This window comes from Stutzerimonas stutzeri (assembly GCF_024448985.1).
Classification (GTDB): domain Bacteria; phylum Pseudomonadota; class Gammaproteobacteria; order Pseudomonadales; family Pseudomonadaceae; genus Stutzerimonas; species Stutzerimonas stutzeri_AP.
This window is the reverse complement of sequence record NZ_JAMOII010000008.1, coordinates 1-20872: the sequence shown is the minus strand read 5'-3', so window position 1 is coordinate 20872 and position 20872 is coordinate 1. Positions and strand designations below refer to the sequence as shown.

Annotated in this window: 19 protein-coding genes and 1 pseudogene; 15 read left to right on the top strand and 5 right to left on the bottom strand. The window is 60.6% G+C overall.

Features of this window, described 5'->3' with window-relative positions; translation table 11 throughout:
* The first annotated feature begins 91 nt into the window (after nucleotides 1-91).
* From dnaE to ispD, 8 genes are all read left to right on the top strand, one after another.
* Complete coding sequence (gene dnaE / locus NA647_RS11140; protein ID WP_256057752.1) at nucleotides 92-3613, top strand: DNA polymerase III subunit alpha; 3522 nt, start codon at nucleotides 92-94, stop codon at nucleotides 3611-3613.
* Between the two features lie 188 nt (nucleotides 3614-3801).
* Nucleotides 3802-4752, top strand: a complete 951-nt coding sequence (locus NA647_RS11135; protein ID WP_256057856.1) for an acetyl-CoA carboxylase carboxyltransferase subunit alpha — start codon at nucleotides 3802-3804, stop codon at nucleotides 4750-4752.
* Nucleotides 4753-4871: 119 nt separating this feature from the next.
* Complete coding sequence (gene tilS, locus NA647_RS11130; protein WP_256057751.1) at nucleotides 4872-6155, top strand: tRNA lysidine(34) synthetase TilS; 1284 nt, start codon at nucleotides 4872-4874, stop codon at nucleotides 6153-6155.
* Nucleotides 6156-6326: 171 nt separating this feature from the next.
* A complete protein-coding gene (locus NA647_RS11125) occupies nucleotides 6327-7958 on the top strand; it encodes a CTP synthase (protein ID WP_256057750.1) in 1632 nt (543 codons plus the stop codon).
* Nucleotides 7955-8800: a 3-deoxy-8-phosphooctulonate synthase gene (gene kdsA, locus NA647_RS11120; RefSeq protein WP_256057749.1), complete on the top strand. Its 846-nt coding sequence runs from the start codon at nucleotides 7955-7957 to the stop codon at nucleotides 8798-8800. The genes NA647_RS11125 and kdsA overlap by 4 nt, the downstream gene beginning before the upstream one ends.
* Before the next feature lie 33 nt (nucleotides 8801-8833).
* Complete coding sequence (gene eno, locus NA647_RS11115) at nucleotides 8834-10123, top strand: phosphopyruvate hydratase (protein ID WP_256057748.1); 1290 nt, start codon at nucleotides 8834-8836, stop codon at nucleotides 10121-10123.
* A 180-nt stretch (nucleotides 10124-10303) separates the two neighbouring features.
* Nucleotides 10304-10582 (top strand): cell division protein FtsB, encoded by a 279-nt coding sequence (gene ftsB, locus NA647_RS11110; RefSeq protein WP_131648951.1) that lies wholly within the window; start codon nucleotides 10304-10306, stop codon nucleotides 10580-10582.
* Nucleotides 10583-10590: 8 nt separating this feature from the next.
* The gene (ispD, locus tag NA647_RS11105) at nucleotides 10591-11283 is read left to right on the top strand and encodes a 2-C-methyl-D-erythritol 4-phosphate cytidylyltransferase (RefSeq protein ID WP_256057747.1); all 693 of its coding nucleotides are present in this window, start codon (nucleotides 10591-10593) and stop codon (nucleotides 11281-11283) included.
* Nucleotides 11284-11342: 59 nt separating this feature from the next.
* On the opposite strand, the gene NA647_RS11100 is transcribed toward ispD, so the two are convergent.
* The 3 genes and pseudogenes from NA647_RS11100 to NA647_RS11090 all read right to left on the bottom strand — a co-directional run bounded on the left by NA647_RS11100 (nucleotide 11343) and on the right by NA647_RS11090 (nucleotide 13920).
* The gene (locus NA647_RS11100) at nucleotides 11343-12509 is read right to left on the bottom strand and encodes a hypothetical protein (RefSeq protein WP_256047842.1); all 1167 of its coding nucleotides are present in this window, start codon (nucleotides 12507-12509) and stop codon (nucleotides 11343-11345) included.
* 77 nt (nucleotides 12510-12586) lie between these two features.
* Nucleotides 12587-12889 (bottom strand): annotated as a pseudogene (gene hpf / locus NA647_RS11095) (ribosome hibernation-promoting factor, HPF/YfiA family); the annotation flags it as partial.
* Between the two features lie 131 nt (nucleotides 12890-13020).
* Complete coding sequence (locus tag NA647_RS11090; RefSeq protein WP_256057746.1) at nucleotides 13021-13920, bottom strand: LysR family transcriptional regulator; 900 nt, start codon at nucleotides 13918-13920, stop codon at nucleotides 13021-13023.
* 121 nt (nucleotides 13921-14041) lie between these two features.
* Between NA647_RS11090 and NA647_RS11085 the strand changes: the two genes are divergently transcribed.
* Nucleotides 14042-15157 (top strand): S-(hydroxymethyl)glutathione dehydrogenase/class III alcohol dehydrogenase, encoded by a 1116-nt coding sequence (locus tag NA647_RS11085; RefSeq protein WP_256057745.1) that lies wholly within the window; start codon nucleotides 14042-14044, stop codon nucleotides 15155-15157.
* A gap of 93 nt (nucleotides 15158-15250) precedes the next feature.
* Complete coding sequence (gene fghA, locus NA647_RS11080) at nucleotides 15251-16096, top strand: S-formylglutathione hydrolase (protein ID WP_256057744.1); 846 nt, start codon at nucleotides 15251-15253, stop codon at nucleotides 16094-16096.
* A 90-nt stretch (nucleotides 16097-16186) separates the two neighbouring features.
* Here fghA and NA647_RS11075 read toward each other — a convergent pair whose 3' ends face one another.
* Together NA647_RS11075 and NA647_RS11070 are read right to left on the bottom strand one after the other, a co-directional pair.
* Nucleotides 16187-17236, bottom strand: coding sequence for an alkene reductase (locus NA647_RS11075; protein WP_256057743.1), 1050 nt, complete (start codon nucleotides 17234-17236; stop codon nucleotides 16187-16189).
* Nucleotides 17237-17260: 24 nt separating this feature from the next.
* Complete coding sequence (locus NA647_RS11070; RefSeq protein WP_256057742.1) at nucleotides 17261-17563, bottom strand: ArsR/SmtB family transcription factor; 303 nt, start codon at nucleotides 17561-17563, stop codon at nucleotides 17261-17263.
* A gap of 179 nt (nucleotides 17564-17742) precedes the next feature.
* Here NA647_RS11070 and ispF point away from each other — a divergent pair, with 179 nt between their 5' ends.
* The 5 genes from ispF to NA647_RS11045 form a co-directional block, all read left to right on the top strand.
* On the top strand, nucleotides 17743-18216 hold the full coding sequence (ispF, locus tag NA647_RS11065; RefSeq protein ID WP_256057741.1) for a 2-C-methyl-D-erythritol 2,4-cyclodiphosphate synthase: 474 nt from the start codon (nucleotides 17743-17745) through the stop codon (nucleotides 18214-18216).
* Entirely contained in the window at nucleotides 18213-19253 is a 1041-nt protein-coding gene (truD, locus tag NA647_RS11060; protein WP_256057740.1) for a tRNA pseudouridine(13) synthase TruD, read from the top strand. Before ispF ends, truD begins: the two co-directional genes overlap by 4 nt.
* Nucleotides 19253-20002: a 5'/3'-nucleotidase SurE gene (gene surE, locus NA647_RS11055; protein ID WP_256057739.1), complete on the top strand. Its 750-nt coding sequence runs from the start codon at nucleotides 19253-19255 to the stop codon at nucleotides 20000-20002. Before truD ends, surE begins: the two co-directional genes overlap by 1 nt.
* Nucleotides 20003-20043: 41 nt before the next feature.
* Entirely contained in the window at nucleotides 20044-20679 is a 636-nt protein-coding gene (locus NA647_RS11050) for a protein-L-isoaspartate(D-aspartate) O-methyltransferase (protein WP_029404859.1), read from the top strand.
* 17 nt (nucleotides 20680-20696) lie between these two features.
* Nucleotides 20697-20872: undecaprenyl phosphate translocase family protein (locus tag NA647_RS11045; protein WP_256057855.1), on the top strand; the 176-nt coding region annotated here is incomplete at its 3' end.

The following is a 20872-nucleotide window of genomic DNA, read 5'->3' as shown; positions in this document are numbered from 1 at the left end:
GTTTCGCGACTGGTGATCACCCGTCGCCTTCATCGTTCAGGCTTTCCGGTACAATTTGCGGCCTGTCGTTTCACCAGTTCAAGGTTCTTTCATGCCCGTCTCCTTCGTCCATCTCCGTCTGCACACCGAATATTCTCTGGTCGATGGTCTGGTGCGGGTCAAACCGCTGGTCAAGTCGGTTGCTGGCGCGGGCATGCCGGCGGTGGCCGTCACCGATCAGAGCAACATGTGCTCGCTGGTCAAGTTCTACAAAGCTGCGCAAGGAGCCGGGATCAAGCCGATCTGTGGTGCCGATATCTGGCTTGCCGGTCGCGACGAAGACGGCCCGCTCAGTCGGCTGACGTTGCTGGCGATGAACGGCAAAGGTTATCGGAACCTCACCGAGTTGGTATCGCGCGGCTGGACCGAGGGGCAGCGCAACGATCAGATCATCATCGAGCGCGATTGGGTAAAGGCCGCAGCCGAAGGATTGATCGCGCTCTCCGGCGCCAAGGAAGGGGAGATCGGTCACGCCCTGCTCGCAGGCGAGGAGGCGACAGCCGAGGCATTGCTGACCGAGTGGCAAACGGTTTTCCCTCAGCGCTTCTATCTCGAGGTGCAGCGCACCAGTCGCGTCAATGATGAGGAGCATCTGCACGCGGCGGTCGCTCTGGCTCAGCGTTGTGACGTTCCGCTGGTGGCTACCAACGACGTGCGTTTTCTCAAACAGGAAGATTTCGAAGCCCACGAAACCCGTGTCTGTATCGGCGAGAGCCGCATCCTGGATGATTCACGGCGGCCGCGAAATTATTCCGATCAGCAGTACCTGAAAACGCCCGAGGAAATGTGGGAACTGTTCAGTGATCTGCCCGAGGCGTTGGAAAACACGGTCGAGATCGCCAGACGCTGCAACATCGAAGTACAGCTGGGCACCTATTTCCTGCCGGACTTCCCCGTGCCGGATGGCATGACCATGGACGAGTATTTCCGCAAGGTCTCGTTCGAAGGGCTGGAAGAACGTCTTGAGGTGCTGCTGCCCAAGGACACGCCTGACTACGAGGCGAAGAAGCAGGTCTATGTAGATCGGCTGAATTTCGAACTCGACATCATCATCCAGATGGGCTTTCCGGGTTACTTCCTGATCGTGATGGACTTCATCCAGTGGGCCAAGAACAACGGCGTCCCGGTGGGGCCCGGACGTGGGTCGGGCGCGGGTTCGCTGGTTGCTTACGTGCAGAAGATTACCGACCTCGACCCACTGGCCTACGACCTACTGTTCGAACGCTTCCTCAACCCCGAGCGGATTTCCATGCCCGACTTCGACGTCGATTTCTGCATGGACGGCCGTGACCGGGTCATCGACTACGTGGCGGAAAAGTACGGCCGCAACGCGGTCAGCCAGATCATCACCTTTGGCACCATGGCCGCGAAGGCGGTGGTGCGTGATGTTGCGCGAGTCCAAGGCAAGTCCTACGGCCTGGCGGACCGATTGTCGAAGATGATTCCCTTCGAAGTCGGCATGACGCTGGAAAAAGCCTACGAGATGGAAGAGCCGCTCCGTGATTTTCTTGCCGTCGATGAGGACGCCCGAGAGATCTGGGACATGGCGCTCAAGCTCGAAGGCATCACGCGCGGCACGGGAAAGCACGCGGGCGGGGTGGTGATAGCGCCGACCAAACTCACGGATTTCGCGCCTATTGCTTGCGATGACGAGGGCGGCAGCCTGGTTACCCAGTTCGACAAGGATGACGTCGAACAAGCCGGGCTGGTCAAGTTCGACTTCCTCGGCTTGCGCACCCTGACCATCATCAAATGGGCCATGGAGACGATCAACCGCGAGCAGGCGAAGAAAGGCCTTGAACCGCTGAACATCGACTTCATCCCGCTGGACGACAAGCCGACCTTCTCGCTGCTGCAGAAGGCCGAGACCACCGCGGTGTTCCAGCTCGAATCACGCGGCATGAAGGAGCTGATCAAGAAGCTCAAGCCGGACTGCCTGGAAGACCTGATCGCTCTGGTGGCGCTGTTCCGTCCGGGGCCGCTGCAGTCGGGCATGGTCGACGACTTCATCAACCGTAAGCACGGCCGTGCGGAGATTTCCTACCCGCACTCGGATTACCAGTACGAAGGTCTCAAGCCGGTGCTGGCGCCTACCTACGGCATCATCCTGTACCAGGAGCAGGTGATGCAGATCGCTCAGGTGATGGGCGGCTACACACTCGGCCAGGCGGACATGCTGCGCCGTGCCATGGGTAAGAAGAAACCCGAGGAGATGGCCAAGCAGCGCGGCGGCTTCATCGAGGGGTGTGCCAACAACGGCATTGATGCCGATCTGGCGGGCAACATCTTCGATCTGGTGGAAAAGTTCGCGGGCTACGGCTTCAATAAGTCGCACTCGGCTGCTTACGGTCTGGTTTCGTACCAAACCGCTTGGCTCAAGGCGCACCACCCGTCGCCGTTCATGGCTGCGGTTCTGTCGGCGGATATGCACAACACCGACAAGGTGGTCACGCTGATCGAAGAATGTCGCAGCATGAAGCTGCGCATCGATGCGCCGGACGTGAACAATTCCGAGTTCAAGTTCACGGTCAGCGACGATGGACGGATCATCTACGGTCTTGGTGCGATCAAGGGTGTCGGCGAAGGTCCGGTAGAAGCAATTTGCGAATGCCGCAACGAGGGCGGTCCGTTCAAGGATCTGTTCGATTTCTGCAGTCGCGTCGACCTCAAGCGAATCAACAAGCGCACCCTGGAAGCGCTGATTCGGGGTGGCGCGCTGGATCGCCTCGGTCCTTATTTCTCAGACGAGCCCAAGGCATATCAAGCCAATATCGACCGCAACCGTGCGGTGCTGCTGTCGGCCATGGAAGAAGCCATTCAGGCGGCCGAGCAGACGGCACGTAGCGCGGAGAGTGGCCACATGGATCTTTTCGGCGGCCTGTTTGCCGAGCCTGAGGCCGATGTCTATGCCAACCATCGCAATGCGCGCGAACTGTCGCTGAAAGAACGTCTGAAGGGCGAGAAAGACACGCTGGGGTTGTATCTGACCGGCCATCCGATCGATGAATACGAGGGTGAAGTTCGCCGCTTCGCCCGGCAGCGGATCGTCGATCTGCGCCCTGCACGTGGTGAGCAGACTATTGCCGGCTTGATCGTCAACCTGCGGGTAATGAAGAACAAGAAGGGCGACAAGATGGGCTTCATTACCCTCGATGATCGTTCGGGGCGGATCGAGGCCTCGCTGTTCGCCGAAGCTTTCAACAGCGCCCAGGCGCTGCTGCAGACTGACGCCCTGGTAGTAGTTGAGGGCGAGGTCAGTAACGATGAATTTTCCGGCGGTTTGCGTCTGCGCGCCAAGCGAGTCATGAGTCTTGAAGAGGCTCGTACCGGGCTGGCTGAGAGCTTGCGTGTCAAGGTCGCTGGCGATGCGCTGAAAGGCGATCGGGTGCGCTGGCTGGCTGATGTCTGCGGACGTCACCGCGGCGCCTGCCCGATCACAATGGAGTACACCGGAAGCGACGCACGAGCGTTGTTGCAGTTCGGCGAGAGCTGGCGGATCGACCCAGCAGACAACTTGATTCAGGCATTGCGTGACCAGTTCGGGCGCGACAACGTCTTTTTGCAATACCGATAGCGGGACGTAACGGATTGGCGTGCCAATGCTGGTAGCCGGTCCGGATGACCGCCGATACGATCCGATCCTGAATCGGTCAAAATTGCGAACATTTTTTGTTCGACCTGAATGCGTCCGTCCCGTAAGGTAGGGCGCAAAAAACGGAACAGCTTCCCGGCCGCCTGGCCGTCGACGCATGACGGATGACTATGAACCCGAATTTTCTCGATTTCGAACAGCCGATCGCCGACCTGCAAGCCAAGATCGAAGAGTTGCGCTTGGTTGGTAACGACAACTCGCTGAATATTGGCGATGAGATTGCCAGACTGCAGGACAAGAGCGAGTCGCTCACTGAGAGCATTTTCGGCAATCTCACCAGCTGGCAGATCGCTCGTCTGGCTCGTCACCCGCAGCGCCCCTATACCCTCGATTACGTCAAACATCTGTTCACCGAGTTCGAAGAACTGCACGGCGACCGGCATTTCTCTGATGACGCCGCGATTGTTGGCGGTACGGCTCGCCTTAACGGTGAGCCTGTGATGATCATCGGGCATCAGAAGGGCCGCGAAGTCCGCGAAAAGGTGCGCCGCAACTTCGGCATGCCGCGTCCTGAAGGCTACCGCAAGGCCTGCCGTCTGATGGAAATGGCCGAGCGTTTCAAGATGCCGATCCTGACCTTCATAGATACGCCTGGCGCCTATCCGGGCATCGATGCCGAAGAGCGCAATCAGAGTGAGGCGATTGCCTGGAACCTTCGCGTGATGTCTCGTTTGAAGACCCCGATCATCGCCACCGTCATCGGTGAAGGCGGTTCCGGTGGTGCGCTGGCCATTGGTGTCTGCGATCAGTTGAACATGCTTCAGTACTCCACCTATGCGGTCATTTCTCCGGAGGGCTGTGCCTCGATTCTCTGGCGTACCGCCGAAAAGGCGCCGGAAGCAGCCGAGGCCATGGGCGTTACCGCTGAGCGTTTGAAAGATCTGGGCATCGTCGACAAGATCATTCCTGAGCCGTTGGGTGGCGCGCATCGGAATCCTGCGGTGACGGCCGCCTCGTTGCGTGACGAGCTGACCTCGCAGCTTGATATGCTCAAGAGCCTCGATACCGACGCGCTGCTGGCCCGTCGCTATGATCGTCTAATGAGCTACGGCATCGCTTGAGCGTGACGGTCTGACATAACGGCGGGCATAAGCTCGCCGTTTCTCTGTGCGGGTCAGGCTGCGTTATCAATAGCGTTTCAGCCCGATCCTTGGCGTTTCGCCTTTCCGAGCGCAGGCGCATGACACTTGAATCCCATCTCCTTTGCTCGCTGAAACCCTGGCTCGATGCACCGGCGTGGCGTGTTGCTTTTTCCGGAGGGCTGGATTCGACCGTGCTGCTCACTGCATTGGTCCGTCTGCGACAGCAGCATCGGTTGCCGCCGCTCAGTGCCGTTCATGTTCATCATGGCTTGCAGGCGGTCGCCGATAGCTGGCCTGCACGCTGCGCGAAGATCTGCGATGGCTTGGGTGTTCCGCTTGAAGTCGTGCCGGTGCAAGTGGCGGCAGGCGCGAGTATCGAGCGCGCCGCCCGAGTGGCTCGCTACAAGGCTTTCGCCGACAAACTTGGCGAGGGTGAGGTGCTGCTCATGGCTCAGCACCAAGATGACCAAGCCGAAACACTGCTGTTTCGTATGTTGCGTGGTGCCGGCGTGCGCGGCCTCGGAGCGATGCCTATCAGTCGCGCGCTAGGGCAAGGCAAGCTGGTGCGGCCGTTACTCGCTATCGATCGGGCCGATTTGGAATCCTACGCTCGCGCGCAAGAGTTGGAGTGGATCGAAGATCCCTCAAACGCAAGCCTTGTGCATTCGCGCAACTACCTTCGCCGCCAAGTGATGCCGGTGCTGAAGCAGCGCTGGCCGCGCGCGCCGTCTAGCATGGCTCGAACCGCTGCGCACCTGGCCGAAGCGCAGTCGCTGCTCGATGAGCTCGCCGAGATGGATCTACTGGCGGCTCGAGCGCCAGATGACTGGCCATGGCTTCCCCTGCGGAGCTTGGACTTATCCGTACTGCGCTCACTGAGTTCGGCTAGACAGCGCAATGCGCTACGCCACTGGCTGGCTGATTTCACGCTGTTGCCGGATACCGACCACTGGGCCGGCTGGGAGGCGCTGCGCGATGCCGCTGTGGATGCCACGCCCCGCTGGCGTTTGGAGGGCGGCGAGCTTCATCGTGCCGGACGTCGGCTATGGTGGCTTTACGGGCCCTGGCTCGAAGCGGTCGCAGGTGCGTTTCCCTTGGAGCGAAGGGTCACCACGCTGGCATTGGCCGGTAACGGCGCGGTGAGCCTCGAAGGAGCGATGCAGGGCGCGTTCGAGATTCGTTATCGGCAAGGCGGCGAGAGCATGACAGTACCCGGACGTGGCAGACGCGATCTGAAGCGCCTGCTCAACGAAGCCCAGGTGCCGGGATTCGTCCGTTCACGCCTGCCGCTGCTCTATCTCGATGGCGAGTTGATTGCAATCGCGAATCTGCCCCAATTCGATGTCGCCCCGGTGTCACTCGTCTGGACGCCGCCGGCATGATGCGTGTTTGAGCTGATGGGGTCTTTCCAGTAGACTACGCTCCCGTCTCAATACAGCTTCTGCGGTTTCTTCGAATCCGTGGCAGTTGCGCTATTGCCGCTCGATGCGCAATGGCACCTTCGCTTTCCCCCGGCGGCGCCGGCCGCTTAACGCAGACTTCTAGGGTTTTTCATGACGCGCTACATCTTCGTCACGGGTGGTGTTGTTTCTTCATTGGGGAAAGGCATCGCCTCGGCTTCATTGGCGGCCATCCTGGAGGCGCGGGGCCTGAAGGTCACGATGCTCAAGCTGGACCCTTACATCAACGTCGATCCGGGCACCATGAGCCCGTTCCAGCACGGTGAGGTGTTCGTCACCCACGACGGCGCTGAAACCGACCTCGACCTGGGCCATTACGAGCGTTTCATTCGCACGCGTATGACTCAGAACAACAACTTCACCACCGGCCGCGTCTATGAGGACGTGCTGCGCCGCGAGCGCCGTGGTGATTACCTGGGCGCGACCATCCAGGTCATTCCGCACATCACCGACGAGATCAAGCGTCGCGTCATCAAGGGCGCCGGCGATGCCGACGTGGCCTTGGTGGAAGTGGGCGGTACCGTAGGTGACATCGAATCGCAGCCGTTTCTCGAGGCGATTCGCCAGTTGCGCGTGGAGGTCGGCGCCAAGCGCGCCATGCTGATGCACCTGACGCTGGTGCCTTATATCGCCACCGCTGGCGAGACCAAGACCAAGCCGACCCAGCATTCGGTGAAGGAGCTGCGTTCCATCGGCCTGCAGCCGGATGTGCTGGTATGCCGTTCTGAAGTGCCGATCGACCTGTCCTCGCGGCGCAAGATTGCCTTGTTCACCAACGTCGAAGAGCGCGCGGTGATCAGCCTGCCGGATGCCGACACTATCTACAAGATTCCCGGCATGCTGCATGCGCAGGGGCTGGATGATTTCGTCGTCGAGCGCTTCGGGCTGGAGTGCGGTGGCGCCGACCTCTCCGAGTGGGACCGCGTGGTCGATGCCAAGCTGAACCCGGAAAAGGAAGTCACCATCGCCATGGTTGGCAAATACATGGAACTTCTGGACGCCTATAAATCTCTGATCGAGGCGATGAGCCACGCTGGCATCCAGAGCCGTACCAAAGTGAATCTCCGTTACATCGACTCCGAAGATATCGAAAATCAGGGCACCGGTCTGCTGGAAGGCATGGACGCGATACTGGTGCCGGGTGGTTTCGGTCTGCGCGGCGTGGAAGGCAAGATCACTACCGTTAAGTACGCGCGCGAGAACAAAATTCCCTACCTCGGGATCTGTCTCGGCATGCAGGTTGCGGTGATCGAGTTTGCCCGTGACGTGCTCGGCTGGTCCGACGCCAACTCCACGGAGTTCGACAAGGACAGTACCCATCCTGTGGTGGGCCTGATCACCGAGTGGGCCGATGCGACAGGCGCCGTGGAGACCCGCAGCGATGCTTCCGATCTGGGCGGCACCATGCGCCTGGGGGCTCAGGAATGCGGCCTTGAGACCGGTTCCAAGGTGTTCGACTGCTATGGCGCAGAGCGCATCGTCGAGCGTCACCGTCATCGCTACGAAGTGAACAACAATCTGCTGCCGCAGCTGCAAGCCGCTGGTTTGAAAATCACCGGCCGTTCCAGCGACGGCGCGTTGGTAGAGGTCGTCGAGGCGCCGGATCATCCATGGTTCGTGGCCTGCCAGTTCCACCCCGAATTCACTTCCACGCCACGTGACGGTCATCCGCTGTTCAGCGGCTTCGTTCAGGCGGCGCTGGATTACAAGGCGAGCAAGGCATGAACCAGAAGACCATCCGCGTCGGCAATATCGAGATCGCCAACGACAAGCCGTTCGTGCTGTTCGGCGGCATGAACGTGCTGGAGTCCCGCGACCTGGCGCTGCAGATTTGCGAAACCTATGTGAAGGTGACCGAGAAGCTCGGCATTCCTTACATCTTCAAGGCTAGCTTCGACAAGGCCAACCGTTCTTCGATCAACTCCTTCCGCGGTCCAGGCCTGGAAGAAGGCATGCGCATCTTCGAAGAGGTAAAGAAGACCTTTGGCGTGCCGGTGATCACCGACGTACACGAACCCCATCAGGCTCAGCCGGTGGCCGAGGTTTGCGACATCATCCAGCTGCCGGCTTTTCTGTCGCGACAGACCGATCTAGTCGTCGCCATGGCCAAGACCGGTGCGGTGATCAACATCAAGAAGGCTCAGTTTCTTGCGCCGCAGGAAATGAAGCACATCCTCGCCAAATGCGAGGAAGCCGGTAACGATCAATTGATTCTCTGCGAGCGTGGCTCGTCCTTCGGCTACAACAATCTGGTCGTCGACATGCTCGGCTTCGACATCATGAAGCGGATGCAGTATCCGGTGATTTTCGATGTCACTCATGCGTTGCAGATGCCTGGTGGTCGTGCCGACTCTGCCGGCGGTCGTCGCGCCCAGGTTACCGATCTGGGGAAGGCTGGACTCAGCCAAGGGCTGGCCGGCCTGTTTCTCGAAGCGCACCCTGATCCGGACAACGCCAAGTGCGACGGTCCTTGCGCCTTGCGCCTGGACAAGCTCGAGCCTTTCCTCACCCAGCTCAAGCAGCTGGATGATCTGATCAAGAATTTTTCGCCAATCGAAACTGCTTGAAGCCTTGAAGCTATCTACGGAGTGTTAATAAAAATGGCAAAGATCGTCGACATCAAAGGGCGTGAAGTTCTCGACTCCCGTGGCAACCCCACCGTGGAAGCGGACGTTATCCTCGATAACGGCATCATCGGTAGCGCTTGTGCGCCGTCCGGTGCGTCCACCGGTTCGCGCGAGGCGCTGGAGCTGCGCGATGGCGACAAAAGCCGTTATATGGGTAAAGGCGTACTGAAGGCCATCGGCAACATCAATGGACCGATTCGCGATCTGCTGCTGGGCAAGGACCCTGTCGACCAGAAGGCTCTGGATCGAGCAATGATCGAGCTGGACGGCACCGACAACAAAGCCAAGCTGGGTGCCAACGCCATCCTCGCTGTGTCCCTCGCTGCTGCCAAGGCCGCCGCTCAGGACCAGGACCTGCCTCTCTATGCGCATATCGCCAACCTCAACGGCACGCCTGGCCAGTACTCCATGCCGGTACCGATGATGAACATCATCAACGGCGGCGAGCATGCCGACAACAACGTCGACATCCAAGAATTCATGGTGCAGCCCGTCGGCGCTAAGACCTTTGCCGATGCCCTGCGCATGGGCACTGAAATCTTCCATAACCTCAAGGCCGTGCTGAAAGCCCGTGGCCTGAGCACTTCGGTCGGCGACGAAGGTGGCTTCGCACCGAACCTGGCGTCCAACGAAGATGCGCTGGCGGCCATCGCCGAAGCCGTCGAGAAGGCCGGCTACAAGCTGGGCGATGACGTGACCCTGGCGCTGGACTGCGCTTCGAGCGAGTTCTACAAGGACGGCAAGTACGATCTTGCAGGCGAAGGCAAGGCATTCGACGCCGCCGGTTTCGCCGATTACCTAGCGGGTCTGACTCAGCGTTATCCGATCATCTCCATCGAAGATGGCATGGATGAATCCGACTGGGACGGCTGGAAGGTTCTGACCGACAAGATCGGCAGCAAGGTTCAGCTGGTTGGCGACGATCTGTTCGTGACCAATACCAAGATCCTCAAGGAAGGTATCGAGAAGGGCATCGGTAACTCGATCCTGATCAAGTTCAACCAGATTGGCTCGTTGACCGAAACCCTAGAAGCCATCCAGATGGCCAAGGCCGCAGGTTACACGGCGGTGATTTCCCACCGTTCCGGCGAAACCGAAGACCACACCATCGCGGATCTGGCCGTGGGCACTGCTGCTGGTCAGATCAAGACCGGTTCGCTGTGCCGCTCTGACCGTGTTTCGAAGTACAACCAGCTGCTGCGTATCGAGGAGCAGCTCGGCGGAAAAGCGGCCTACAAGGGGCGTGCCGAGTTTCGCGGCTAATACTTCGCATGCTAGAAAGGGGCGGCGTTAGTCGCCCTTTTTTGTGGATAACGTTCAGCACTGATAAGGTCGCCGTCGAAATGAGGCGATGCGCCCGCCAGCAAAGGAAGCCAGGCCATGTCGCTGACCGCTGCATATATCACGTCATCTGAAACCAACCGAAGCCGTTCCATGCCGTCCATGCGTAGCCCCTACTGGTTGTTCGTCGTTCTGATCCTGTTGTTGGGTGGTCTTCAGTACCGTCTGTGGGTGGGCGAGGGGAGCCTTGCTCAGGTCAGCGGGCTGAACAAGCAGATCGCTGAACAGCAAGGCGAGAACCAGCGTTTGCTCGAGCGCAATCGCATCCTCGAGGCTGAGGTGATGGAGCTCAAGCAGGGCATGGAAACCGTCGAAGAACGTGCTCGTCAGGAGCTTGGGATGGTCAAGGAAGGCGAGACGCTATTCCAGCTCACAGAGTAAGGACGGCCATGTTCCCGGAGTTCTGGACCGTGATACCGGCTGCCGGTGTCGGTAGCCGCATGCGCGCCGATCGGCCTAAGCAATACCTGCCCTTGGCCGGCAAGAGCGTCATCGAACATACGCTCAGCTGTTTTCTCAACCATCCCGGTTTGCTTGGGTTGGTCGTCGGCTTGGCCGCCGATGATCCGTACTGGGCGAGTCTGGACTGCGCCAAGGACCCTCGCATTCAACGCGCTGACGGCGGCGCCGAACGTGCAGACTCGGTACTGGCCGGGCTACATCGTCTGTCCGAGCTAGGCGCACGAGACGGCGACTGGGTGCTGGTGCATGATGCCGCTCGGCCCAATCTCTCGCGTCAGGATCTCGACAAACTGCTGGCCGAACTGGGCGACGATCCAGTCGGCGGGCTACTCGCCGTACCGGCTCGTGACACTTTGAAACGAGCAGGTGCCGACGGACGAGTCGTGGAAACCATCGACCGTAGCGTGATATGGCAGGCTTTCACACCGCAAATGTTTCGCCTCGGGGCGTTACGCGATGCGCTTACCAACGCGCTCGAAGCTGGTGCAGCCGTTACTGATGAAGCGTCCGCGCTGGAATGGGCGGGATTCAGTCCGCGGCTGATAGAAGGGCGCTCAGATAATTTAAAGATCACGCGTCCAGAAGATCTGCAATGGCTGCAGCAGCGCTGGCAATCGTGATTGCGCAGCGCTGTGCGTCGTGAAGCGCGATTCTTTCGCAGTTTCGTGGCGGTGACTGATCAGTAGCGGTAGATCGCCGCCGCGCCGCTCGCGGTTGGCATACGCTCGGTGGGCACCGAGATCACTTCGCCGCCTTGTTCCAACGTCCAGATCGTCAACTCGTCGAGCAGATCGGGTGTGGTGGCTGACCCATCGTCGACCGCTATCGCCTTGCCTTCCTGCTTGTCCGCCATCCCCGGTATCTGGCGATCAGCTTCGACCAGCAACGTCGCCACCCGACCTTCCAGAGTCGCCTGACCGATCTGTTCGAGCTGATCGGTGGCCAGACCTTGACCGTGCGATTCGCCGTACTGGTTGATGAATCCTTCGAGGCGTTTGATATAACGCGGCTGCATTACCATCCAACTCTTTTCTCGCAGCTCGTCCCGACTGAGCAGGGAGACATCGTTTTCGATACCGTCGGGTAACAGAAACTCGTTGTGACTGAGCTTGCGGAAGTGGGACTGGTGTTCTGCGAGTCCAGCGAGAATCAGCGGCAGTCGGGTCTTGCGGCTGTGATGCTCAAGGAAGGCGCGATCGACTTCTCGGAAGAAGCGTTCGCGGTCTCGATCGATTTCGTCCTGTCGCCCGGCCCCGCCGCTTTCAACCTGCATGGGGTCGCCACGCTCGCTGGCGCGGCTATAACCTTGCGGAAATCCTGTTTGACCTTTCTCAGTCAGGTCGCGGCCAAGTGCCTCTTCCACAGTCTTCGGTACGCCGTCGGCAAGCGGAACTTCATCGACACCATCACGGTTGCCTTCGAACAGGCGTACCGAATCCAGCGTTATCGCGAGGATCTGGTAACGATCGGCGGATTGGGCAATGCGCAGCAGCGGCTTAAGGTGCATACGATCATTAGCGACCGCCAGCTCCGGCACGTTGCGCTGCAGTCGGAACACCTCGAAATAGTCTTTGGCGCCGAACACGGCCAAGCCGTCGCGATTGGAGTTCCAGAAATCGACATCATCGATCAGCGCGTAAAACGGCTCGAGCAGCGATTTGGCCTGATCGCCTCGGCCCTGCTGTTTGAGAGAATCTTCGAGCTGTCGCACCAGATGCTTAAAGCGGATCGGGTCTTGCTGGCGCTCGGGAAAGCTGCGGTGGGTGGGCTGGTACAGCGACAGGCAGGGTGCCTCGCGCTTCGCCAGCAGCTGGGACATGGTTTCACGATCGAGCAATCTGTTCATGCATGGCCTCTTTCGTAGTCGGGTGGTTCGGTCCCTCGGGCGTTGACGGCCTGGTTCGTGACGGGTCAGTGATGGTTGAGTTTGTCCAGGGCATGCGCCAAGGCATGGTTGAGCTTTTCCGCGGCGCCGTCGATGGCGAGCGTCATGGAGTCCGCCTTGTGGGTGGCCGAAATTGGCTCATGGCCTTTCACTCGGGCTTCCATCTGACAACGCTTGTCCTGAGGGCCGCTCTTACCGCTGTTCTCATCGTTGAGATGAACTTCGACTCGGGTCAGCTGATCATCGAAACGCTCCAGCTCACTCTCCACAGTTGCTTTCACGTGCTCCTCGAGGTTGCTGGTTACGCTGACGCTGTGATTGCTGTTCACCAGAATCTGCATGATGTCCTCCTGATTGAATCGCCGGGTAGCTCCAGGCAAACGCAAAGGGCACCGGCTACACAATATCGACGTGGCCTACGGAGGCGGGTTCCTCCCGAAATAGGCAGTCAGACGCGCGGCGCCGTAGCACCTCAGTTGCGTCCGCTGCGGTATTCCGGGCGACTGGCCAGGCCTTGCTTCAATGCTTGGATCAGCAGGCGCACCTTTGGCAGCGGATAGCGGCGCTGCGGGTAGACGGCCCAGACGGCGGTATTGGGTGGCTGATTGGCTTCCAGCAGCGACACCAGCTCACCTCGGCGCAGCGGCTCCTGCACGTAGTAATCCGGCAACTGACACAGCCCGAAGCCGCGCAGGGCGGCGTCCAGTACCGCCTGGCCGCTGTTGCAACGCCAATTGCCGCTGGGTTTGAACGGTTGCTCACGGCCATCGACCTGCAGCATCCAGCTATCGCCCGTGCCCACCAGGCAGTTGTGCCGCGCCAGTTCGGAAAGCGTGTGCGGGCGCCCGTAGCGTTCGAGGTAGGCCGGCGCGGCACACAGGTACATGGCCCGCGGCGCGATGCGGGTTGCCACAAGCCGCGATTCGCTGAGCCGGCCCAAGCGTATGGCCAGATCGAAGCCCTCCTGCACCAAGTCCAGGGTGCGGTTGGACAGCTCGATCTCGACCCGCAATTGCGGATGCTGCGCCATGAACTCGTTCACCAGCGGCACGATGAAGCGCTCGCCGTAAGCCACGGCAGCGGTCATGCGCAGTAGCCCGGTGGGAGCCGCGTGCAGGTCACCGATGGCATGGAAGGCTTCGTCGCGCTCTTCGATCAAGCGCTGGCAACGGGAAAGAAAGGTATGCCCTGCCTCGGTCAGCGAGACGCGGCGCGTGGTGCGGTAGAGCAGGCGGGCCTGCAAGCGCTCTTCGAGGCGCGCCACCTGGCGGCTGACGTGAGAGGACGATACCCGCAATTGCTCGGCGGCTCGCATGAAGCTGCCGCATTCGGCGACGGCGACGAATTCGTCGAGACCTTCCCAGCGATTCATGTCGGACTCCTATTTAGAGACGTGATTATCCCTATGTGGCAACAATGTTTTCACGTTCAGCTCATTAACCCAGCGTACGGATGAAACTACACTCTGTTTCATTCACCAAGAGGAGTCCTTCATGACCATCAAATCACGCGCCGCCGTAGCCTTTGGCCCCAATCAGCCTCTGCAGATCGTCGAAGTGGATGTCGAGCCGCCCAAGGCCGGCGAGGTACTGGTGCGCATCGTTGCAACCGGCGTTTGCCATACCGACGCCTACACCTTGTCCGGTGAGGATTCCGAAGGTGTGTTTCCCTGCATTCTCGGCCACGAGGGTGGCGGTATCGTCGAGGCGGTTGGCGAGGGCGTGACCTCGGTGGCGGTGGGCGATCACGTCATCCCGCTGTATACGGCCGAGTGCCGCCAGTGCAAGTTCTGCACCTCCGGCAAGACCAACCTCTGCAGCGCAGTGCGTGCCACGCAGGGTAAGGGCCTGATGCCGGACGGCACCACCCGTTTTAGTTACCAGGGCGAGCCGATCTACCACTACATGGGCACCTCGACCTTTTCCGAGTACACGGTGCTGCCGGAAGTCTCGGTCGCGAAGATTCCCAAGGAAGCGCCGCTGGACAAGGTCTGCCTGCTGGGCTGCGGCGTTACCACCGGCATCGGTGCGGTGCTCAACACCGCTAAGGTGGAGGCGGGCGCGACGGTGGCTATCTTCGGTCTCGGTGGCATCGGCCTGGCGGCGATCATCGGCGCGAAGATGGCTGGCGCCAGCCGCATCATCGCGATCGACATTAATCCTTCCAAGTTCCGCATCGCCGAAGAGTTGGGCGCGACTGACTTCGTCAATCCGAAGGATCACGACAGGGCGATCCAGGAGGTCATCGTCGAGATGACCGACGGAGGCGTGGACTATTCCTTCGAGTGCGTCGGAAACGTGCAATTGATGCGCGCCGCATTGGAATGCGCGCACAAGGGCTGGGGCGAATCGGTCATCATCGGCGTCGCCGGTGCGGGACAGGAGATCAGCACCCGTCCGTTCCAGCTGGTTACCGGCCGCGTCTGGCGCGGTAGCGCCTTCGGTGGCGTCAAGGGCCGCACCGAACTGCCCAGCTACGTCGAAAAGTCCCAGAACGGCGAAATCCCTCTGGATACTTTCATCACCCACAACATGGGGCTGGATGAGATCAACCAGGCGTTCGACCTGATGCATGAAGGCAAGAGCATCCGCACCGTCATTCATTTCTAAGCCAGAAGCTGGAAGCTCTTAGCTTGAAGCCACACGCTTCCAGCTTCCAGCTTCCAGCTTCCAGCTTCCAGCTTCCAGCGGCCCGGAGGGCTTATGACTCTTGAAAACATCTCCTGCCAGAAGAGCTTCGGCGGCTGGCACAAGCGTTACCGTCATCGCTCCAGCAGCCTGAACTGCGACATGGTGTTCGCCGTGTACTTGCCGCCGCAGGCGGAGCAGGGCGAGAAGCTGCCGGTGCTGTATTGGTTGTCGGGGCTGACCTGCACCGACGAGAACTTCATGCAGAAAGCCGGTGCGCATCGGCTGGCCGCCGAGCTGGGGCTGATCATCGTCGCGCCGGATACCAGCCCGCGCGGGCCGGCCGTCCCGGATGACCCGGACGGTGCCTGGGATTTCGGCCTGGGTGCCGGTTTCTACCTCAACGCTACACAGAAGCCCTGGGCGCAGCACTACCGCATGTACGACTACGTGGTCGATGAATTGCCGGCGTTGATCGAGGCGAACTTCCCGGTGTCCGACAAGCGCGGCATCAGTGGGCACTCCATGGGCGGCCACGGTGCGCTGGTCTGTGCGCTGAAGAATCCTGGACGTTATCAATCGGTTTCGGCCTTCTCGCCCATCACCAATCCCGCCAATTGCCCCTGGGGCGAAAAGGCGTTTTCCCGCTATCTGGGCGAGGATCGCTCGCGCTGGCGCGAATGGGATACCTGCGCGCTGTTGGCCGAAGCCGGCGAGAAGCTACCGCTGCTGGTGGATCAGGGTGACCGTGACGACTTCATGGAAAACCAGCTCAAGCCCGAGGCGCTGGAGGCTGCGGCCAAGGCGGCGGGGCACCCGCTGACCCTGCGCATCCAGCCGGGCTACGACCACAGCTACTATTTCATCGCCAGCTTCATTGATGATCATCTGCGACATCATGCCGAGGCGTTGAGGTCCTGACAGGAAGGCGTTCCCCCGCGGGAATGGAAACGATCAAAACGAAAAAAGGCCCAACCGGAGTGACCGGCTGGGCCTTTTCATCGCTTGGAGCTAGAGCGATGGATAATCGGTGTAGCCCTCTGCGCCCTGGGCGTAGAACAGCTCAGGTTTGGGCTCGTTGAGCGGCGCGTCCTGGCGCAGGCGCTCGACCAGGTCCGGGTTAGCGATATAAGGAATGCCGAAGGCCACCGCGTCGGCTTTGCCGTCGGCCAGCCAGGCGTTGGCCTGTTCGCCAGTGAAGCGTTCGTTGGCGATGTAGACGCCGCCGAAGATCTGCTTCAGCTGCGGGCCGAGGCTGTCTTCTCCGGCTTTTTCACGCGTGCAGATGAATGCGATGCCGCGCTTACCGAGCTCGCGAGCCACGTAGCCGAAGGTCTCGGTGCGGTTGGAGTCGCCCATATCGTGGGAGTCGGCACGCGGTGCCAGGTGTACGCCGACGCGGCCGGCGCCCCAAACGCTGATCGCGGCATCGGTGACTTCCAACATCAGGCGTGCGCGATTTGCTAGCGAGCCGCCGTACTGGTCGGTACGCTGGTTGGTGCTGTCCTGCAGGAACTGGTCGAGCAGATATCCATTGGCACCGTGAATTTCCACACCGTCGAAACCGGCTTCCTTGGCATTTTCGGCACCTTTGCGGTAGGCCTCGACGATGCCGGCTATTTCTTCGGTTTCCAGCGCGCGCGGCGTTTCGTAATCCTTCATCGGCCGTACCAGGCTTACATGTCCGGCCGGCTTGATGGCGCTGGGTGCGACCGGCAGCTCGCCGTCGAGGTAGAGCGGGTCGGAGATGCGGCCAACATGCCAGAGCTGCAGTACGATCTTGCCGCCCTTGGCATGTACCGCGTCGGTGATCTTCTTCCAGCCCTGCACCTGCTCGGCGGACCAGATGCCGGGCGTGTCCGGGTAGCCGACGCCCATGGGCGTTACCGAGGTGGCTTCGCTGATGATGAGGCCGGCATCGGCGCGCTGGGCGTAGTACTCGACCATCAGCTCGCCCGGTACGCGGCCGGGCTCGGCACGGCAGCGGGTCAGAGGCGCCATGATGACGCGGTTAGCCAGTTCCAGCTCGCCAATGCGGATCGGATCGAAAAGTGTGGGCATGGTGTTGCTCCTTCTATAGAAGATTCAGAGTTCCTGGCCGATGCGGGCCAGAAAATCCTGGATGACCGGCTCATTGCGTTGAAAGAAATGCCACTGGCCGACTTTGCGGCTGGTGATCAACCCGGCTCGCTGTAGGGTGGCCAAGTGGGCCGATACCGTCGATTGCGAAAGACCGGCCCGCTGGTCGATCTGCCCGGCGCAGACGCCGTTCTCCAGGGAATGGTGCTGCTCGGGAAAATACCGTTGCGGCTCCTTCAGCCACTGCAGGATTTCCCGGCGTAGCGGGTGGGCGAGGGCCTTGATGATGTCGTCGAAGTCGTCGGGCATGGGGTTCGTCTGGTTCGGTTTATCGCGATGGAGCGAAATATATATCGTCGAATAACGATATGGGATCGATTCGGTTGATGGTGACTATCGCGCTCGTTGATGCCGGCTCCGGAGCCGATGAGCCAAGCCATCACGTCTCCTGTAGAATCCGCCGCTGATCTTTCAAGGGTGTTCTGACTATGCGTATTGGCCACGGCTATGACGTGCACCGCTTCGGCGAGGGCGACTTCATTACCCTCGGTGGAGTACGGATTCCTCACAGGTTCGGTCTGCTGGCGCATTCCGATGGTGACGTGCTGCTGCATGCGCTCAGCGATGCGCTGCTCGGTGCCGCCGCGCTGGGCGATATCGGCAAGCATTTCCCGGATACCGACCCGCAGTTCAAGGGCGCCGACAGCCGTGTACTGCTGCGCCATGTCCTGGAACAGGTGAAGAGCAAGGGCTGGGAGGTCGGTAATGTCGACGCCACCCTCATTGCCCAAGCACCGAGGATGGCGCCGCATATCGAGGCCATGCGCGGCCTGATCGCCGAAGATCTGCAGGTCGAGTTGGACCAGGTCAACGTCAAGGCCACCACTACCGAGAAGCTGGGTTTCGTCGGGCGGGAAGAGGGCATCGCCGTTCACGCCGTCGCCCTGCTGGTCCGCGCATGACCGAAGACCAATTGCTCGGGCCGCAGGCGCACGGCGGGCCATGTGGCAGCGCGGTGCTCAAGGCCGTGGCCGAGGACTTTCAAGTCGATGAAGTGCTGGACATTCCGTTGTCCGGCGAAGGCGAGCACCTCTGGCTCTGGGTCGAGAAGCGCAACCTCAATACCGAGGAAGCGGCCCGCCGCATCTCCCGCGCCGCCGGAGTCCCGGTGCGCAATATCAGCTACGCCGGTCTGAAGGATCGTCAAGCGCTGACCCGCCAGTGGTTCAGCCTGCATCTGCCGGGCAAGGCCGATCCCACTTTGGATAGAGCTGAAGACGAAACACTGAGGATTCTCAAGACCTGCCGTCACCAGCGTAAACTGCAGCGCGGCGCCCACTCGGCTAACGGCTTCACCCTGCGCCTGACACAACTGCAGGCCGAACACGCTGAACTGGACGCGCGCCTCGAGCGAATCAAGACGCACGGCGTGCCTAACTATTTCGGCCTGCAGCGCTTCGGCTTCGAGGGCAGCAACGTTCATGGCGCGCGCGAATATGCCGAGCGACAGGAGCTTCCCGTGCAACGCAACCTGCGCTCGCGGCTGCTCTCGGCGGGGCGCAGCTATATGTTCAATCGGGTCTTGGCCGAGCGTGTCGCGAGCGGGACCTGGGATAAGGCTCAGGTGGGCGATCTGTTGGCCTTCACCGACAGTCGGAGCTTCTTCCCAGCAGGCGAGCCCGAATGCAGCGACCCGCGTCTGGCCATGCTCGACCTGCACCCTACCGGCCCCTTGTGGGGCGGCGGCGAGGCGCCCCCAGGCGGCATGACACAGGTTCTGGAATCGAATGCCGCGGCAACGGAGCCGGCAATCGCCAAATGGCTCGCAGAAGCTGGAATGAAGCATGAACGGCGTATTCTTCGCCTCCCCATCGGCGGCTTGTCGTGGCATTATCCCGGGCCTGACATTCTGCAACTTGAATTCGTCCTGCCGACCGGATGCTTCGCCACAGCCGTGGTGCGCGAGCTGGTCAGCCTGGCAGGGCAGACGGACATCTGATGCGTATTCTGATCGCTAACGACGACGGGGTGTATGCACCCGGGCTCGCCGCGCTTTATGACGCGCTGGCCGATTATGCCGAGTGCCGCGTAGTCGCCCCTATCCAGGACATGAGCGGCGCCAGTAGTGCGCTGACGCTGGATCGCCCGCTTCATCCTACGACCATGCCGAACGGTTTCATCGGCGTGAACGGCACACCTACCGATTGCGTTCACCTGGGCATGAATGGGCTGCTCGACGAAGCACCCGACATGGTGGTTTCCGGTATTAATCTGGGCGCCAATCTGGGGGACGACGTCCTGTACTCAGGCACCGTCGCTGCAGCAATCGAAGGCCGCTTCACTGGCAAACCGGCATTTGCGTTTTCGCTGATCTCGCGCGCTCCGGACAATCTGCCTACGGCTGCCTACATCGCTCGCAAGCTGGTCGAGAAACACGATCAGCTCGAACTGCCGCCACGTACCGTGCTCAGCATCAACGTGCCCAACCTGCCGCTGGATCATATCCGCGGCATTCAGTTGACCCGCCTTGGGCACCGTAGCCGGGCCAAACCGCCTGTGAAGCAAGCCAACCCGCGAGGCAAGGATGGATACTGGATTTCGGTTGCCGGCGACGTTGAAGACGGCGGCCCGGGGACCGATTTCCATGCGGTGATGCAGGGCTACGTGTCGATTACACCGTTGCAGCTCGATCGGACGTTCCATGAAGCGTTCAGGGGACTCGATAACTGGCTGGAGGACGTACTGTGAATCACCGTGGACAAGATGATCTGCTGCGCCACGGCACCGGCATGACTTCGCAGCGCACCCGCGATCGCCTGATTCAGCGGTTGTACGAGGAAGGTCTGTCCGATCCTCGCGTGCTCGAGGTCATTCGACGCACGCCGCGTCATCTGTTCGTCGACGAGGCTCTGTCGCATCGCGCTTACGAAGACACCGCGCTGCCAATCGGACACAACCAGACCATCTCGCAGCCGTTCATGGTCGCGCGCATGAGCGAGCTGCTACTTGCAGACGGCCCGCTGGATAAAGTGTTGGAAATCGGTACCGGCTCCGGCTATCAAACCGCTGTGCTGGCACAACTGGTCGAGCGGGTATTCTCGGTCGAGCGCATCCAGGCGCTGCAGGATCGTGCAAAAGAGCGTCTGGTCGAACTCAAATTGCGTAATGTGGTCTTTCGCTGGGGTGATGGTTGGGAAGGTTGGCCTGCATTGGCGCCTTATAACGGCATCATCGTTACCGCGGCGGCAGCCGACGTACCACAAGCCCTGCTCGATCAACTGGCTCCCGGCGGGCGGCTGGTGATTCCGGTCGGGGTTGGCGAAGTCCAGCAACTGATGCTGATCATTCGAGAGGAAGACGGTTTTTCCCGCCACTTGCTGGATACCGTGCGCTTCGTGCCGCTGCTTAATGGACCTGTAGTTTGATCTCAGCGGAAGGAAGCATGAAAAACGCGTTGTTGTTGTACCTAAAGGGCGTCGCGATGGGCGCGGCAGATGTCGTGCCGGGCGTCTCTGGCGGTACCATCGCTTTTATTACCGGCATCTACGATGAGCTGTTGCGTTCAATAGGCGCGGTACCGGGCGCTGCGATGCTGTTGTTTCGTGGCCGCATTCGGGA

What these genes read in the sequence shown, in the direction of transcription:
- NA647_RS11085 (WP_256057745.1), top strand. Translation starts at nt 14,042, where the DNA reads ATGACCATCAAATCACGCGCCGCCGTAGCCTTTGGCCCCAATCAGCCT.
- NA647_RS11100 (WP_256047842.1), bottom strand. Translation starts at nt 12,509, where the DNA reads ATGAACAGATTGCTCGATCGTGAAACCATGTCCCAGCTGCTGGCGAAG.
- NA647_RS11075 (WP_256057743.1), bottom strand. Translation starts at nt 17,236, where the DNA reads ATGCCCACACTTTTCGATCCGATCCGCATTGGCGAGCTGGAACTGGCT.
- NA647_RS11090 (WP_256057746.1), bottom strand. Translation starts at nt 13,920, where the DNA reads ATGAATCGCTGGGAAGGTCTCGACGAATTCGTCGCCGTCGCCGAATGC.
- NA647_RS11050 (WP_029404859.1), top strand. Translation starts at nt 20,044, where the DNA reads ATGACTTCGCAGCGCACCCGCGATCGCCTGATTCAGCGGTTGTACGAG.
- eno (WP_256057748.1), top strand. Translation starts at nt 8,834, where the DNA reads ATGGCAAAGATCGTCGACATCAAAGGGCGTGAAGTTCTCGACTCCCGT.
- tilS (WP_256057751.1), top strand. Translation starts at nt 4,872, where the DNA reads ATGACACTTGAATCCCATCTCCTTTGCTCGCTGAAACCCTGGCTCGAT.
- ftsB (WP_131648951.1), top strand. Translation starts at nt 10,304, where the DNA reads ATGCGTAGCCCCTACTGGTTGTTCGTCGTTCTGATCCTGTTGTTGGGT.
- NA647_RS11125 (WP_256057750.1), top strand. Translation starts at nt 6,327, where the DNA reads ATGACGCGCTACATCTTCGTCACGGGTGGTGTTGTTTCTTCATTGGGG.
- fghA (WP_256057744.1), top strand. Translation starts at nt 15,251, where the DNA reads ATGACTCTTGAAAACATCTCCTGCCAGAAGAGCTTCGGCGGCTGGCAC.
- truD (WP_256057740.1), top strand. Translation starts at nt 18,213, where the DNA reads ATGACCGAAGACCAATTGCTCGGGCCGCAGGCGCACGGCGGGCCATGT.
- NA647_RS11070 (WP_256057742.1), bottom strand. Translation starts at nt 17,563, where the DNA reads ATGCCCGACGACTTCGACGACATCATCAAGGCCCTCGCCCACCCGCTA.
- ispF (WP_256057741.1), top strand. Translation starts at nt 17,743, where the DNA reads ATGCGTATTGGCCACGGCTATGACGTGCACCGCTTCGGCGAGGGCGAC.
- ispD (WP_256057747.1), top strand. Translation starts at nt 10,591, where the DNA reads ATGTTCCCGGAGTTCTGGACCGTGATACCGGCTGCCGGTGTCGGTAGC.
- dnaE (WP_256057752.1), top strand. Translation starts at nt 92, where the DNA reads ATGCCCGTCTCCTTCGTCCATCTCCGTCTGCACACCGAATATTCTCTG.
- kdsA (WP_256057749.1), top strand. Translation starts at nt 7,955, where the DNA reads ATGAACCAGAAGACCATCCGCGTCGGCAATATCGAGATCGCCAACGAC.
- NA647_RS11135 (WP_256057856.1), top strand. Translation starts at nt 3,802, where the DNA reads ATGAACCCGAATTTTCTCGATTTCGAACAGCCGATCGCCGACCTGCAA.
- surE (WP_256057739.1), top strand. Translation starts at nt 19,253, where the DNA reads ATGCGTATTCTGATCGCTAACGACGACGGGGTGTATGCACCCGGGCTC.